Raw genomic sequence first — 15002 nt, forward strand, 5'->3', positions numbered from 1 at the left:
GCCGACAAGATCACGAGTTGCAATGCTTCAAGTGTCGCAGATTACCCACTGTGGCGCAATCGCCCGGGAGTTCGGCTACACGTGGCACGGTCAACATTCTGAACTTCCTGGTCGCCCATAGCGGGATGATGGAGAGGGTCTGCTTGGAGGCCAACGATTCCGATCATGATGTCCCGGCATTGAAGCAGTTCCGAAGGAACCACCACTGGCTTCGGGGGATCTATCTGATCCATGACGGCGGTCCCAGCCATACGGAGCAAATCACCAAGGACTATCTCGCTGCCTGTGACGGTTGGTGGCGTCTCTGCTTGACGCCGGCCCGCGCCTCGTGGTTGGACCAGGTGGAGTTGCTCACCCATGCCTTCGGCCTCCGCTGCCTGAAGCGAGGATCATGGTCGAGTCGTGAGGATTACATCGCTCATGTGATGCCATCGTGGCTGGATTAAAACCGTCGCTATGCTCACTCGTTTGAGTGGACTTGGACGGCCCAGAAGATGGGACAATGCTTTGCCAAGCATGCCCAGTGAATTTTTTGCAGGTTTTGTCTCCGAGGACGCTAGAGGCTTGACAAGACCTGAAGAATCTTGTCACATGTTGCAAACGTGAGTACATAACGTCGCCTTCTCGGCACCTCGAATTGCCCAACAAAGCCTCATTCCGAGGCTTTACGTTAGGGACCTAGTTCTCAACTGGAGGAACGAAGCGATGGACCGGGCGAGCAAGCCGTTGTTCTTGTCAGCCACAGTTTTTGCCGTTATAGGAGTTCTGTTGCTCCAAACAGAAGTGAGGTCGCAACAATATGGGTGCAATCCAAATATCGTGGTTCCCTGCCCGTGCGTACAAACTTCCCCAGGAGAAGTGTGCTTCAACACAACTAACCCGGCAAAACTTGTGTGGTGCTCGTCGGGTACGCCACCTCCGTGTGCCGTTGTTAAAAACGTGAACTGTCCAGGAGGGATTTCGTTTATTGGCTACGGAAACTGCGAGACAGGGTGGATACACACCATGGATCGGTGCCTCAGCACACCTACGGGATCATGCTGAGAGCTCCCTTGTGTTCACCGCATCCATCTGTGATCGCGGGTCACCATCGCCGTGTTCCTTCGATTCATAGTCGAAACTAAGGGCAGTGCGAGCCGCTTGCAATGGCGGCTGGTTGACTCGGGTTAGCCAGTCGCCAATCACGCTATCTACTTGTCGTCTGAGCTGCCCTCCAAGGGATTGCTCGCCAATACGTAGGCCAATCACTTCAGTAACAGGAAGCGGACAAAGCTATGCTCCCCGCACCTCAACTCATTGTACTGTCCATTGTTTCGTTTGCGCCAGTTGCCGATGAAAAAACCAGTGCGATTGTGGATGCAAACAAAAGCGCCATCAATTCAATCATGAATTATCAATGTAATGTAGCTTTGACAGTGGATTGCGGCAAGAGTCCGAGGCGTTTGACGTCGAAGTATTGGCGGGATAGCATTCAAGTTCGCATTAGCCAAAATTCAATCGCCGGAAACTTGATTGAGGTTCAAATTGTCGGAGGCAAACTTACCGCGATGACAGGCAAAGTCGCGACGGGTGGCAGCAGTACCGTTGATCCGGAAGGAGGGTGGATCATCGCTCCCGACGACCGACGCATCGTGGATACAGACCCATGGGAACTCAGCCTCTTCGTCTTGCCGGTTGGGCTGTATCGTACGCCGCCATATCCGATGTATACGTTGGCTGACCTTGCAGTTAAAGGCAAATTAGAAGCGTTTGACGAAACACTCGAGGGTCACAAGGTCGTCCGAATTACTGCGTCTCTACCCGCCGAAAACAGAACTTATACCGTCTGGTGCGATGAAGCAAAAAACTGGATGATCCGCAAAGCTGTTCACGTGATTAAAGACGGCAAGGGAGATCTAGCCTGGGATAATCAATACGTCGTGGAGCAATTCGATGAAGTTCAACCATCGATTTTTGTGCCATCAAAAATTACGTCAATCTCGAAATACAAAGGGTCTGTCGCTTGTAAATCCGTGGCCGATCTGAGCGAAATCCGAATCAATCAGCCCTCGTTCCGCCTGCCTCCGATGCCGCCTGCCAAAGCCGGAACTACCGTGATGGATGAAATCAAGGGTACTGTCCACGTCATTGGGAATAATGGCACGGCTAAAGATCGTCCGAAACGCCTGTCCGATGCGTACTCTCCGCCATTGGAGCCAGAGACGCCTCCTCCGCCTGTGGCGAGAACTCAATGGATTGGCGGCATTCTCGCTTTGGTTACAGCGGGGGGATTGGCAGCCATTGCCGTTGTGAGAAGACTCAGGCGGCGATAGACAACGCCGCACGAGAAGGTCGAGTACGAGCGAATCTAATTAGCTCCTCGCAACAGGGAAAGCAGCGGGGTGACGAAATTTCGTCACTTGCCGTAAGAGGCTGCAACCTAGGACTTTCCCAGTTGCGAGGAGCTATTTAGGTGGAAGCACTAGGCGGTGTCGAACACCATTTCGGTAGGGGAGAATCACCGTGGGCAGTAAATATCGTATCTTTACGGCTTGTGCGGCAGGCCTTCTTGTCACTTCGTGCATACTTGCGGCACTCGGAACAAGGAGGACCGATGGTCATTCTGCGGCCAATCTGATTGTACCGAACGCCATTGACTTGAACACCACCAGAATTGGAGACGTTGCATCTGTTTCGATTGGCCTGAAGAACCCGTCAAGCAAGTTAATAACCATCAAAAAGATACAAGGAAGTTGTTCCTGTCTGTCGTTCTATAGCATGAAAGACAATGTTAAGCGCACCCTTTCGATGTTCGAGGTTCAACCTTTCAGCACAAAAACTATCTTTGCTGATATCCGTATTGGCGGTGAAGTTGGCCTTGTCAATCAATTGTCAGTCACGTTTGACTCGTCTTCTGTGTCGGGCGACAAGGAGCATAATTTGGCCATCCGTTACACTCCCACAGCATTGCTCTACACAGTCCCAAAGACTCTTTCGATCGGGCAAATCAGGCAAGGAGAAACCGCGGTACAGCGTGTCAAATTACTAAGTGACGGCCGCTCAGGAATCGCAATTAATGATTTGTCTGCAATTTGCAGCAATGAGAACATGATCACAATAAAGATGATCAAATTTTCTGATCTCGACTCCGAAGATCGTCAGGCTCCTCCTGGCGTACATCTGGCAGGCGTGATGGACGTTCAGCTTAGCCCGCAAGAAATCGTTGGCCGCATAAACGAATTCGTGACAATAACACACAAAGGGAAAGAGCTGCTCAAGCTTCCACTTCAAGCGACGGTGCAAACAGACATTGTTATGTCGCCCAATCTTATCGTACTCCCTCGCGTTGCTTCTGAGCAGCATTCATACTCTAGTAAAATTATAATAAATAAATTTGATGTTAAGATTAATAACTTGAAGTTTGACTATGACAGGACATTGTTGAAAGTCGAGCCGAATCCAGGATCATTGGAGGATCGGCCTGGGTTCGAGGTGACATACGTCGGGCCGCGACCGCGAGACAAGGTGCATCGCCTTGCGATCAAAGTGATCGTCGATTGCGATTCTGACATCAGGACGCTAGAGCTGCCAATTGTTGTTATGCCTAAATTGTAATGCAGTAAAAGAACCATTGGGATGACAGGTCGCATCAATTGGACGTCCCAGATTTCGCGTCGTCTCGTTGTGTTTGTGGCAATGGCGGCGTGTTAGAAGGGGCATTGCCACCGATTTTCCGCAAGGTTTGCAGCCGGGGGTGGGGTCATGCGTTCACGTCAGCTTGCTCGCAGTATCGCCTTCACATTGCCAGAATTGCTAGTCGCTATTGCAATTTTTGGGATACTGATGGCACTGTTGTTGGTTGGTATTCAATCATCTCGCTCGGCGGCTCGCCGACTTCAATGCTCACAACGCCTTGGCCAGATTGGCGTGGGGCTCGCTGCGCATCAATCAACTTACGGCAATTTTCCACCACGTTCCCCTGGCCCGGGGGGGGCCGCCGGTTCACCGTTTTCACATCAGGGTATTAGCTGGCACGTATTTCTGCTTCCATTCGTGGAACAGCAGTCGTTGTGGGATGCTGTTGAGAAGGCGTATCTGAATGATCCAGAACCCATCGATTTGGCCCAGCATCGTGAACCAATGGAAACCGTTTTGCCTTTGTATGTGTGCCCCGAAGACACACGGCTCAATATGCCTCATGCAGACACTGAAGGCGTCAAAGCCTCGTTCACCTCGTTCGTCGGGATGACAGGTAATTTTGGGAGCCCGGCATCAGGACTCTTTGGTCGCCGCAGCGGAGCCAGGCCGGCGGACATCACTGATGGGCTAAGCAATACAATCGCAATCGGAGAGCGTCCGCCGCCCGCATCATTCAGCATGGGGTGGTGGTACACTACACATCGATTCTTTAACGTTTCCGTGATGAACGATTTCGAAATGGGATCATCAAGCGGTTTAAACTCTTGGGATACTAGCTGTGGCGGGCAACGCATAAATTGGCCTGGAATTGGTGATTTATCTATGCACTATTTTACGAATGGGTCGGTTAGCAACGAATGTGACAAGTATCATTACTGGAGCTTGCACCAGGGAGGCGCAAACTTTTTGTTTGTTGATGGGTCGGTCCGATTTGTTCGTTACGCTGCTCATAAGCAGGTGGACGATGCCGCTACGATAGCCGGTGGAGAGCCAATTTCTTCCCTAGACTGATACGATGGTCAGGTAAGTCGTCAGCCGACTCCAGTGACCTTCTAAGGCAGGGTGGGTAACTTTCCGATCTTCAGTGAGACGTAAACGGCTTGCAGGACGGCCGAGACGGGGTTGTGACCGCTTCGCTTCAGAGTGCGGCAGTGACCTGTTCCCCAATAATTGGTCCGCCTGAAATGGGAGTCCCCGGGTAGACCGAGCCCAGGATGTGCTTCCGGTGAACCCCTTCTTGCGGCCCATGTTACGATCGGTGCATGGCCGAAAGGAGGTGAATTATGGGCCGCGTGGCAGGAGCGGGCAAGGGCCGGGAGTCGTACTGGCGGCTGGTTCTGGCCTGGTGGAAGCGGAGTGGGCTGTCGGTCAGGGCGTTCTGCCTGGCCGAGGGCGTGTGCGTGTCGTCGTTTTATTGGTGGCGGCGAAGACCTCCCTCAAGGATCACTTGCCGAGTGGTCCAAAATCTGGGGTCTACTATAGCTTGAATTTATGTTCACGGTTTCCTGGGGATGTTCCTTCAGTCGTCGCTAATCGAACGAATGACCCGCGCTGGATTTCCTCCGACAAGGGTATTCGGGGGAACGTCCTTGGTAACAACCGAACCCGCAGCCACAACCGAGTTTTCGCCTACCGTCACTCCGCCGACAATCGTTGCGCCTGTGGCGATCCAGACGTTTCTCTCAATTACGATCGGCTTTCCGATTGTGGCCTTGCGACGCTGCGATGGTTCAAGTGGGTGACCTGCCGTGATGATGCTGACGTTAGGTCCGATCATCACATCGTCCGCGATGTCGAGGCCGCCAAGGTCATAGAAGGTGCAGTTCTGATTGACGAAGACATTATGCCCCACGCAGATTTCGTCGCCGCCGGCAGTATAGAATGGCGGGATCAGTAAAAAGCTCTTGTCAACCTTTTTGCCGATGAGTTCGCTGAACAAGGCCCGAATTTCGTCCGCATCGTTGAACGTCAACTGGTTAAGTCTGGCGGTGATCGCCATCGCTCGTTTGACGTTTGCCGACATGGCCGCTGATTCCGGCGTCCTGCTGTAAATTGTCTTGGTGCCGTCCTTATTCGACATGAGCGATTGTTCTCAAGTTATAGTGAAGCGTGCATTTTAGCACACGAGGGGCGGCATTGAGATTCGCCTAGCGTAGCCACAAAATGGAAGGTCGGAATCCACCCAATCCCAAAATTCAAGCTGAGACACTGCCATGATTTGAGTTTGCTGTTTGAAGGTAGCCAGTAGCCCGACTGGTTTCAACCCGATATTTTTGGCGGGGCAATGCCCCAGGATCTCCCCCGGCCCATTCAGCCTGAAGTAAAACCCGCGTTGCCCCATGACTTTTTCCCGGAAGGGGCGGCCCGCGACGATTTTCATCGCTGGCGTCGCAATGGGCTGTGGCAACAATTTCACGACACACGCCGCCGTCAGGTCCGAGAGGCCGTGGGAAAAGACCTCGAACCGAGCGTGGGCAGCATCGACAACCAAAGCGTCAAGGCAGCCCGAACCAGCGGTTCCAGGGCAAACTGATCGCGTGGGTTTCTTCGCTCTGTTAGTGGGTGTTGGAGATGGTTAAACGCAACGATGCTGTGAAGGGGGCAAGCTTCTGCCGAAGCGCTGGGTGGTCGAACGAATATTATTTTGGTTATCCAATGATCGGAGTCTGAGCAAGATCAGCAAAAACTCCGGTGGGATTCGCCTGCTGGGCCAGACTCTTCGTGATCGTCCCACTTTTCTTCGGCCCATTCAGAGCCATTTCCGACCTTCTGATAAGGCTCGCTGCGAGGCTGCAAGCCCGCTATGATGCGGGGAGCGGATGATGGACTCCCCACTTCGGGCACCTCTGTCCCAGGAGGAAGACGATGCGTATCCGGTGGTTGGCCGTCGCGGGAATGGCTGTGCTTGTCTTTGCCTCGCGCGCTCGGTCGGACGAGCCCATCAATTTGAGAGTGCTCTATGCGGGCGATCCCAAGAACGCTCGCACGGCGGACTTCCGGTCCTTCCTGGAGAAACACTTCACCAAAGTGGGGCTGGCCGACTATCTCTCGCTCGGGCAGGCGGAAACGAAGGGCTATGACGTCGTCATTCTGGACTGGCCGGGCTTACCACCGCGTGATCAAGCGGGGTTTAGACACCCGGCCTTGGATCGCAACTACGACCGGCCCACCATCCTGATCGGTGGCGGGTCTCTCGGTGTGGGGCGGAGCCAGCAACTGAAACTCGACGACATGTGCATCTGCCTCGGGGACGCTGCACACGACATCGTGGCCACCCACGAAATCTTCCGGAGGCCGCATCAGATCCTCATCGATTTCGAGGAGCGCCAGACCCCCCAGCATTATCGGAGCTGGCCGAACGGGGGACGCCTGGGCGAGACGATGAAGGTCTGGAAAATCCAGCAGAGAGGATGGTCGCTTGGGAACCCGCTCGACCTTTCCTATATGCCAGGTATGGTCTCCGACCCTTGCGGCTTCACGGATTCACCGGACTGCGAATTCATCGCCAGCGGAATCAACATGAAGAGTCCGGAGGCCGTCGCCATCGGCAGACAGGGGAACTTCCTCCTCTGGGGCTTCTACTCCCCACCCACCGACTTGACTCCCGAGGGGCGCAAGTGCTTCGTGAATGCAATCTGCTACATCAAGAAATTTGACGGTCAAGCGCCCCTTGTGCGAAAGACCAGTCGATTTTCTGCGAGGCAGTTGGCTCTCGTCCTTGCCTCCGGTTTCAAGGCGGTCTCGGATCGGGAATGGTTCATGAATAGCCAGCCCGAGCCGCTCCGCAAGGACCCGGAGAAGTTGGCCGAACTCCACCGCACGCTGAGGGAAATGTATCGGGGCCAATTCCCCGAGGAATTGCGCCGGTTATTCGGGGATGACCCGGAACAATACATCAAGTACTACCGTGAGAACCTGGAGTTCCTTCGCCCCGGCCCGGGCTCGGGCATCTCTTTCGTACTGGACGAGGACGTGAAAGGGCTTGGGTTGTCCAACCGCAAAGTCGAACTGCTCGACCGATGCATCGGCATGCTGGCGAAGGGGGAGCAGCCCGACCGCGCTTTGCGAATCCTCAAGCGGTACACGACCGAGGACTACGCCGACGCCAAGGACTGGCGGACGTGGCTGGAAACTTACCGAGATCGGCTCTACTTCACCGACGTCGGCGGCTTCAAGTTCATGATTGCGCCCGAGTCGATGCGAGGCGCGACCGGGACGGCGACCGATCGTCCGGAGCCCGACTCGGAAGATCCGGTCGTCGCTTGCGCCGAGGTGTCGCCAGGGCAGGTCCAGGCAGGCGAGAGCCTCGATCTGGTCGTTCGGGTCAGAATGGCCCCGAACTGGCACATCTACGCCGCCGACGGGACGAGTGCCCCCGGATTTCCCACGACCCTGAAATTGACGCTCCCCAAGGGCGTCGAACCCGAGAGGGGATGGACCTATCCCGAGCCCAGCCGAGGCATCGACGGCCAGAGGATCTATGAGGGAACAGTCGAGTTCCGCCGCAAGCTTCGCGTCGATCGGGAAGCGGCCCGGGGCTCTGTCGTGGTCTCGTGTGAGTTCGGCTATCAAGCCTGCGACTTACGCTCCTGCCGGCTCCCGACCAAGGAGAACCTGGAGGTCAAGGTCGAGATCACCGAACGATCGGACACGACTCCGAGCCCATGAGCCACTTCGAGCGGTGGGACAAAAAAAAAGGGGAGGGCAGGGGCCCGGGAATTGCGGCATTTGTCCTTTGGTCGAATGCACGCCGGGCCTTGAGGATCCGGCTTACTCGGAGGGGGAGAATGGTCATGAGAGAGACCCGAATTACTCTGCCGGAACTCGCCTTGATCGCCGGCACGCGCGGAATGCTTGGTGCGGGGATCGGCCTCCTGCTGGCGGACCGCCTCTCGGAAGGTCAGCGCAGGGCCGTCGGCTGGACGCTCGTGCTCGTCGGGGCGTTCTCCACCATCCCCCTGGCGATGGAGGTCTTGAACGCGAGCCGATCCATCGACCAGGCCGAATGGCCAGAACCGAGCCCTGATCTCACCCACGCGTACGTCGGCTGATCCGGGCCAGGTCGGTTGCGTGCCCTGGGACTGCGGTCCCAGGGGAATTGGAATTGAAGGGCGGGCACTCCGCTCGCATTCATCTTCTTTGCTTTGTCGGGAAGTCTGGGGCCTCTGAAAACGGCTCCGGATGAGCATGACGGATACTGGTCCGCTTGCTCGATCATCTTTCATGATCCACCGTGAGACCGGCGGCGAGTCGGCCGACTTGGTTCCGGACACTGCCGTGGAGTCATGTAAGGAGATTCCTCAATGAGCATGACAATCCACAGCAATGCGTTTAATGATGGCCGAGCGATCCCCCGCCGGTATAGCGAGGATGGGGTGGACGTCTCGCCGTCGCTGACCTGGTCGGGCTCGCCCAAGGAGGCTCGCGAACTGGCCCTGATCGTGGACGACCCCGATGCGCCCACGTACAAGCCCTGGGTTCACTGGGTCCTCTACAAGATTCCGCCGGACGTCCAGACGCTGCCGGAGGGATTACCCACGGCGCCGACTTTGCGCACGCCTCCGGGCTGCTTGCAAGGCAAGAACTCGTGGGGCGGAGTCGGCTATCACGGTCCCGCCCCACCGCGCGGGCATGGCGTCCACCATTATCACTTCCACCTCTACGCGCTCGACGCTCCCTTGCGAACGGCCCAGGGGTTGGATAAGGAGGGGCTGCTCCGTGCCATGCGCGGGCATATCCTTGCACAGGCGGAACTTGTCGGGACCTATGAACGATAGGCCGCCTGCTTGCTGATGCCTCGACGCGAGGGGTCGGGGTGAGCGCTGGACTTTTGAATTTGATCCTCGGCGGCCGCCGAGGATCATCCTTTGACTTCAAGCCGCCGGCCCTGGCTCGCCGGGCGCGGGGGGGCGGGGATCGTGACCTCGAGCACACCGTCTCGGAAGTTCGCGTCGGCCTGGTCGACCTCGACGCCCTCGGGCAGTGGGATACTGCGACAGAAGCTGCCGTAGGAGCGTTCGGTGTGATAGAAGCCCTCGCGACGATCCTCGTGTTCTTGGCGTCGCTCGCCTCGGATCAGCACGGCCTCATTGGTGACCTCAACCTGAACGTTGTCCTTGTTCAAGCCGGGGAGGTCGGCCCGGACCACCAGTTGGCCTCCGCGTTCGAAGACCTCGACCTGGGGCGACCAGCCGGCCAGGGCGAATCCCTCCTCATGGGGAGCGTGCCGCCGGGCCGGTGACCAGGGCGCCATCGAGCCACTGTGCCCGATCCCGAATCCCTCGAAGACGCGGTCCATCTCCTCGGCAAACCGGTGCATGACGGCGAAGGGGTCGCCCAGCCAGGGCGAAGCCGTCGCCAGCTCGCGCGGGGTGAGGGCCGATGGCCGCCCCTCTGCGCGATCGGTGGTTCGTAGTTCGCTCTCCTTGCGGGCGGATCCGTTTCCTCGCTCTTTGGCCTTGTGCATGGTTCGTGCTCCTTCTCTTCTCTCCGTCGGATTCTCGAACGCGGGTGCCCACGGACGAGTGCTTGGGAAAGGAAAGACTTAACCACGAATCACACGAATGACACGAATGGAAATAAACAATAAAAAAACGATTTTGAATTTTTTTATTCGTGTCGTTCGTGTGATTCGTGGTTAAAATCTTCTCTTGATTCATCCAGGTTCAAGAGCCAACTCGGGTGCTCATCATTCCGGGGAGGCCGGTGCTTCCGGACCTGTCCTGGGGCAAGTGGTTCGGCTCGTCCCCGCGAAGGTTTTGGGGGGCTTCGGCGGTTTTGGCCAGGCCGCGCGCCGTCAGGCCGAGGCACAAGGCGCTGGCGGCCAGGGTTGTCAGGCGGCGGCGCTGGATCGCTTGCGCCAGCAGGAACCCGCCGGCCAGGCCGATCAGGACCTTGGTCGTGGGCGACCCGTGCTCGTCGGCGGTCCCATGGCGTATGCCGGGCCGCGTTGACCCGCCCTGCAAGGCGGGTAAGTGCTCGGCCCGCCGGTGGATCTCCAACTGATTCTCAATGGCAAGCACGCCGCGCACGGTGTTGACCGCCTCCAAGAGGTGCTCGACCTCGTGGGCGAGGATCGGGCCGGTGAGGACGGCCCGCCCATCCTGCACGACGACATGAAGGGCCTTCGGGTGCGAGACGACCCGTCCGAGAGCCGACCGGATCCGCGCCTCGATCACGTCGTCGGGGGCGTAATTATCGGAGAACATCGCCTTTGCCTCGGCGGTGAACCGTGCGGACCGGGTGCTCAGGTCGTGTCCAATGAGGTCGATGGCGGTTTCGATCTCATGGATGCCGTGAATGCACTGGTCACGCAACAAGGCCCGCCGGCGCCGGCCGCTGTGAGGGTCGAGAAAATACATGAAACCGGCGCCGAGACCGAGGCCGGTGAGTCGCTCCAACATGGTGTTCGCCTCCTCCCCGCTGCGCCGAGCGGCTGCGGTCAGGTTCCCTGGGACGGCGGGATACCCCGCCCGCAATTCCATTCAATTCCCATCCATTGAAGAGCGAGCGGGTCGCCCACGGTCCCAGGGGGGGGGAATGGAAGAGTAAGGGGGTCGCCAACGATCCTCTCTGCGCCCTCTCGACTCCTTAATAATTATACGCAAGTCATGGGCCGTTGATGGACCAACGACTGTTGAATTTTCATGGATCATGAACAAGGCCGGGATTGCGGCTTGTGACTCGGTGAGCCTGTTCCTGGCTCGAACCTGGGGGGGCGTCGGTGTGAGTGTCTCTGGGCCGATTTGCCGGGCTGTCTCTCCTTCGGACAGAGCGTCCGAAGGGAGGACAGTGGGCGCGGGCGTGGAATCATCAGGCCATGGTGGTTTCGGTGTTGGGCAGCCAGACGGTGCGTTCGGGCCGGCGGATGATCCGATGCGCAGCCCAGCCGAGGATCAGGGCGAGCAGGATTAAGCCGACCACGATCGTGCCGCTGGTCCCGAGCATTTCCGAGATCCCGATCAACATCCGCTGCATGCCGCGCCGGCGGATCCCCTTGACCTCAGCCTCATGGCCGGCGGCCAAGTCTCTGGCGGTCATGTAGGACGCCCAGCAGAGCATGCCGCCCACCGCGCCGAAGAGGGCTGGCGGGGCGAGGGCCTCGAGCGCTCCGATCTCCTCCTGGCGCGGCTGAAAGGGGCGGTCGGTCTGCGCCAGAATCGCCTGGAGGATTTTGTCGGCATTGCTGTCGGACGTCGAGAACTTCAGCGGCTTGGAGCCCTTGCCTTCGCCCTCACCGTGGAGGGTGAGGGAGCCATTGCTCGGGCTCACCTCGGCTTTACGGATCGACTCGACGTCGAGGGTCGTGACCGAATTCGCTCCGGCGGCCGACGGTTCCTGGCCTTGCTGCAAGGCTTCGAGCACATTTTGTGACTTACGCTTGAGCATGAGCCCGGTAATCTTCATGTGGTGAACCTTGCGGTCCCTGAGTACGAGGATGAAGGTTCGCTTTTCCTCGGACTTTACCCAGATCTCCGATTCCATCGTCTTTCCCTTAAAGTGGTGAACTGGCATCAGGGATGATCCCTGATCGTGAAATCGTCCGATGCCGTATGTGAGTGAGAACACACATCTTACTGGAGGATAGGGCATGCATGCACCGTCTTGTCCTTGAGCGGTCTCCCACCGTCGGATCGCCACGATTCACGCTTGGCTCCGCGCATGAAAAAAAGCCCTTGAGAACGGGTGTTCCCAAGGGCTTTATTGATGAAGGAGCGGTCGTGGTGTCCCGTGCGTTGATCCGGAGGCCCGGATCCGCCGGCTGGCGTCAAGGATTTGCAGCGTCCTCCTGTTTCTCCGGCCCTGAGAGCCGGCTCACTTCGAGAAGCTCAACCCTGGTGCTTCGGAGCGGTCGCCGATGACGCGGAAGGTCATGTGGGTGGGGTCGGTCCAGCCCACGCGACCGACGATGGGTAGGCTCTTGTCCGGGATCAGCGTCAAGACGCCGCTCCCGAAATTCGAGTGCCCCGCGAACTGCCGCGTCTGCCCCTTCTGGTCCACCTTCCAGTGGAATGCTCCGCCGTCCTCGATCGTCAGCGCGATCGACGTGTCGGTGCTCGGCTGCGCGGACCAGGTTCCGTTGATTGTCGCCCCGTCGGGCACGGTCGTATTCATGGCCGAGACCGAGTCGGGAGCCGGCGGTGGTTGCTGTACCGCCCCCGCGCCTGCCCCTGCTGCCGCGTTCTTCCGGGCGGCCTCGAGCTGTTCGAGCAGTTTCGCCGAGAGGGTGTCGCTCGGCTTCAGGGCGACCACCTGCTTGAACGTGCTCGTCGCGACGTCGAAGTGTCCCTGGGTCAGGTAATGGTAGGCCAGCACGAATCGGCCGGTGGACGATTGCGGGTTGTCCTTGCAATACCCTTCGAGGGCCCGTTGCTGCGTCGTGTAGACGTCGATGTTGGGATAGAGCCCGATCAGCGTCGGCCAATCCCAGCCGGGTCCGACCGAGAGGACGGCGTACAAGGAGGTGGCTGCCTCGTCATAGCGTCCCAACGCAAACAGGCAGAGCGCGCGGAACTCGTGCAAGGACGTGTCGTTGGGCGTCTTGACCAGCGCCGCGTCCGCCTGTTGCAAGGCCGGCGCGTAGTTGCCCTGCTTGAAGGAGTCGCGTGCCGAGGCGAAGAGCGTGGACGCTTCGTCCACCACCGCCTCCGCCACCGCCGGGCCCCCAGTGCTGATCGGCAGCGTGTAGTCGTAAGAGTTGACCGCGACCCCCACCGATCCGTCGTAGTATGGGTTCAAGTACGGCTCATAGCCATATCCATAGAGGCTCCCACCGTACAGCCAGCCCGACGGCCCGTATCCATAGTCGTCGAAGCCATATCCGTATGGATAACCCCAATTCCCGTATCCGCCATACCCACCATACCCACCGTACCCATACCCGCCGTATCCATATCCTCCCAGCCCGTACCCGAGCCAGAGTCCGAGCGGGAACCCCCAGCCACCCAACCCGTACCAGCCGAACGGATAAAAGCCTCGGCCGAAGCCGAATCCGCGCCCGAAGCCAAACCCGCGCCCGAACCCTCCAAACCCTCGGCCGCCGAAATTGTTGAAGCCTCGGCCGCCGAAATTGTTGAAGCCGACCCGGTTGGAGACGATGTTGGTCCGGTTCAGACTGTTGAAGTTGCTGATGCGATTGACACCGCCGAAGCCCGGATTCCCGAAGCTCCGGAAATTGCCCACACCAGCCCGATTGCCAAAGTTGTTGAACGAAGACCGGGCTCCGATGGCGCCTCGGCCAGACATCCCTCCGAGCGAGCCTCGACCCGGCTGAAATCCGCGAGCTCCGCCGAAGCTCTGCACGCGCGGCCCGGCCATTGAGGGCCCTCGCATGACGTTGCCACCGCGAAATCCTCCCATGGGGGCACTGAAGGACCTGGGTGCAGCGAAGGACCTGGGCGCAGCGAACCCACCGCCCCGGTATCCGCCGAACCCACCGCCTCGAAATCCGCCCCCGCCGAATCCACCGCCTCGGAATCCACCCCCGCCACCTCCACGTCCCCCGCCGCCTCCGTGTCCACCACCGCCCCCTCGGGCGAAGACCGGAGCGCCGGCCAGAGCAACCGCCAGTAATGCGCTGATCGCAATGATCGAGAATCGAAAGCGACGCATCGCCGCCTCCCTTGAATAAGCCCGAACCGGGAGACCCTGCTCCTCCCACTCGCGGACCCTTTGACTTGACACCGAGCACACCAGGTCTCGCGTGAGTCAGTCAGCCGCTATCCTATTCTTCGCGACTCGTCAAAAAGTTGTGCGAACCAATTTGCGAATGCAGAGACATGCATGCTCCCAACTCAGGTTTGAGCTGATCTCGGGCAAGCGCGTTCTCCAAGTCAGGAAAACGGATCAAGCCGAACCTTCTCCGTCAGGTCAGCGACGGTGCATCGCTGGTCTTCTCTCGGCAAGGCAGAGGCAATCCACCGGCGGAATCTTCGACTGAGCCCCAACACCGGCGACGGCCAGCCTGATGGCGCAGATCGCCGTCAGAGGGCGGGGCCGGTAAGGCCCTCGTGGCAGGCGCACAGCGGGAAGCCGTGGGGGCACGGGTAAGCAAGCTGTGCAGAAGGGTCACATTGTGTGCGACTTGATGTCGCGGATGGAAGATTTCCTGTCTTCCTGGACAAAACCTACCTATTTGTTTGCCAAGCCCGCTCCGGCGTGATCAAATACCTCAATGCACGCATTCGGGATTTGGCACGCGGAGAGTTTGGTTATGCGCGGGATTATCTCTCTAGTCACCCTAAGTCTTTCGTGCTTTGGACTCGTGGCTTTCGGGGCGTCGCCGCCCACTGACGAGCAAGTCGGCCAGGCGAGAAAATGGCTCC

13 protein-coding genes are annotated in these 15002 nt (G+C 58.4%); 8 read left to right on the forward strand and 5 right to left on the reverse strand.

Annotated features, from left to right (window positions below; translation table 11 throughout):
* Window positions 1-50 precede the first annotated feature (50 nt).
* From SINAC_RS20395 to tnpA, 5 genes are all read left to right on the forward strand, one after another.
* On the forward strand, window positions 51-446 hold the full coding sequence (locus tag SINAC_RS20395; protein WP_237722911.1) for a transposase: 396 nt from the start codon (window positions 51-53) through the stop codon (window positions 444-446).
* A gap of 828 nt (window positions 447-1274) precedes the next feature.
* Window positions 1275-2312, forward strand: a complete 1038-nt coding sequence (locus tag SINAC_RS20400) for a hypothetical protein (RefSeq protein ID WP_015247488.1) — start codon at window positions 1275-1277, stop codon at window positions 2310-2312.
* 190 nt (window positions 2313-2502) lie between these two features.
* Window positions 2503-3594, forward strand: a complete 1092-nt coding sequence (locus tag SINAC_RS20405; protein WP_154673934.1) for a hypothetical protein — start codon at window positions 2503-2505, stop codon at window positions 3592-3594.
* A gap of 147 nt (window positions 3595-3741) precedes the next feature.
* The gene (locus tag SINAC_RS38935) at window positions 3742-4689 is read left to right on the forward strand and encodes a DUF1559 domain-containing protein (RefSeq protein WP_015247490.1); all 948 of its coding nucleotides are present in this window, start codon (window positions 3742-3744) and stop codon (window positions 4687-4689) included.
* A gap of 272 nt (window positions 4690-4961) precedes the next feature.
* A complete protein-coding gene (gene tnpA, locus SINAC_RS41935) occupies window positions 4962-5165 on the forward strand; it encodes an IS66 family insertion sequence element accessory protein TnpA (protein WP_015247491.1) in 204 nt (67 codons plus the stop codon).
* A 32-nt stretch (window positions 5166-5197) separates the two neighbouring features.
* Here tnpA and SINAC_RS20415 read toward each other — a convergent pair whose 3' ends face one another.
* Window positions 5198-5758: a sugar O-acetyltransferase gene (locus tag SINAC_RS20415; protein ID WP_015247492.1), complete on the reverse strand. Its 561-nt coding sequence runs from the start codon at window positions 5756-5758 to the stop codon at window positions 5198-5200.
* A gap of 785 nt (window positions 5759-6543) precedes the next feature.
* Here SINAC_RS20415 and SINAC_RS20425 point away from each other — a divergent pair.
* From SINAC_RS20425 to SINAC_RS20435, 3 genes are all read left to right on the forward strand, one after another.
* The gene (locus SINAC_RS20425; protein WP_015247493.1) at window positions 6544-8346 is read left to right on the forward strand and encodes a protein-disulfide reductase DsbD domain-containing protein; all 1803 of its coding nucleotides are present in this window, start codon (window positions 6544-6546) and stop codon (window positions 8344-8346) included.
* Window positions 8347-8471: 125 nt separating this feature from the next.
* Window positions 8472-8729: a hypothetical protein gene (locus SINAC_RS20430; protein ID WP_237722910.1), complete on the forward strand. Its 258-nt coding sequence runs from the start codon at window positions 8472-8474 to the stop codon at window positions 8727-8729.
* 252 nt (window positions 8730-8981) lie between these two features.
* Entirely contained in the window at window positions 8982-9455 is a 474-nt protein-coding gene (locus SINAC_RS20435; protein WP_015247495.1) for a YbhB/YbcL family Raf kinase inhibitor-like protein, read from the forward strand.
* Between the two features lie 83 nt (window positions 9456-9538).
* Here the strand turns inward: SINAC_RS20435 and SINAC_RS20440 are convergent, their stop codons facing one another.
* The 4 genes from SINAC_RS20440 to SINAC_RS20455 all read right to left on the reverse strand — a co-directional run bounded on the left by SINAC_RS20440 (window position 9539) and on the right by SINAC_RS20455 (window position 14289).
* Entirely contained in the window at window positions 9539-10144 is a 606-nt protein-coding gene (locus SINAC_RS20440) for an Hsp20/alpha crystallin family protein (RefSeq protein ID WP_015247496.1), read from the reverse strand.
* 199 nt (window positions 10145-10343) lie between these two features.
* Window positions 10344-11162 (reverse strand): BON domain-containing protein, encoded by an 819-nt coding sequence (locus SINAC_RS20445; RefSeq protein ID WP_015247497.1) that lies wholly within the window; start codon window positions 11160-11162, stop codon window positions 10344-10346.
* Window positions 11163-11490: 328 nt separating this feature from the next.
* Window positions 11491-12192, reverse strand: a complete 702-nt coding sequence (locus SINAC_RS20450; protein WP_015247498.1) for a hypothetical protein — start codon at window positions 12190-12192, stop codon at window positions 11491-11493.
* Between the two features lie 300 nt (window positions 12193-12492).
* Complete coding sequence (locus tag SINAC_RS20455) at window positions 12493-14289, reverse strand: tetratricopeptide repeat protein (protein ID WP_015247499.1); 1797 nt, start codon at window positions 14287-14289, stop codon at window positions 12493-12495.
* Between the last annotated feature and the right edge of the window lie 713 nt (window positions 14290-15002).

Source organism: Singulisphaera acidiphila DSM 18658, assembly GCF_000242455.2.
In the GTDB taxonomy this organism is placed as follows: domain Bacteria; phylum Planctomycetota; class Planctomycetia; order Isosphaerales; family Isosphaeraceae; genus Singulisphaera; species Singulisphaera acidiphila.

Coding starts and splice junctions, on each gene's coding strand:
- SINAC_RS20440 (WP_015247496.1), bottom strand. CDS start 10,144: ATGCACAAGGCCAAAGAGCGAGGAAACGGATCCGCCCGCAAGGAGAGC.
- SINAC_RS38935 (WP_015247490.1), top strand. CDS start 3,742: ATGCGTTCACGTCAGCTTGCTCGCAGTATCGCCTTCACATTGCCAGAA.
- tnpA (WP_015247491.1), top strand. CDS start 4,962: ATGGGCCGCGTGGCAGGAGCGGGCAAGGGCCGGGAGTCGTACTGGCGG.
- SINAC_RS20425 (WP_015247493.1), top strand. CDS start 6,544: ATGCGTATCCGGTGGTTGGCCGTCGCGGGAATGGCTGTGCTTGTCTTT.
- SINAC_RS20415 (WP_015247492.1), bottom strand. CDS start 5,758: ATGTCGAATAAGGACGGCACCAAGACAATTTACAGCAGGACGCCGGAA.
- SINAC_RS20430 (WP_237722910.1), top strand. CDS start 8,472: ATGAGAGAGACCCGAATTACTCTGCCGGAACTCGCCTTGATCGCCGGC.
- SINAC_RS20435 (WP_015247495.1), top strand. CDS start 8,982: ATGAGCATGACAATCCACAGCAATGCGTTTAATGATGGCCGAGCGATC.
- SINAC_RS20400 (WP_015247488.1), top strand. CDS start 1,275: ATGCTCCCCGCACCTCAACTCATTGTACTGTCCATTGTTTCGTTTGCG.
- SINAC_RS20445 (WP_015247497.1), bottom strand. CDS start 11,162: ATGGAATTGCGGGCGGGGTATCCCGCCGTCCCAGGGAACCTGACCGCA.
- SINAC_RS20455 (WP_015247499.1), bottom strand. CDS start 14,289: ATGCGTCGCTTTCGATTCTCGATCATTGCGATCAGCGCATTACTGGCG.
- SINAC_RS20450 (WP_015247498.1), bottom strand. CDS start 12,192: ATGCCAGTTCACCACTTTAAGGGAAAGACGATGGAATCGGAGATCTGG.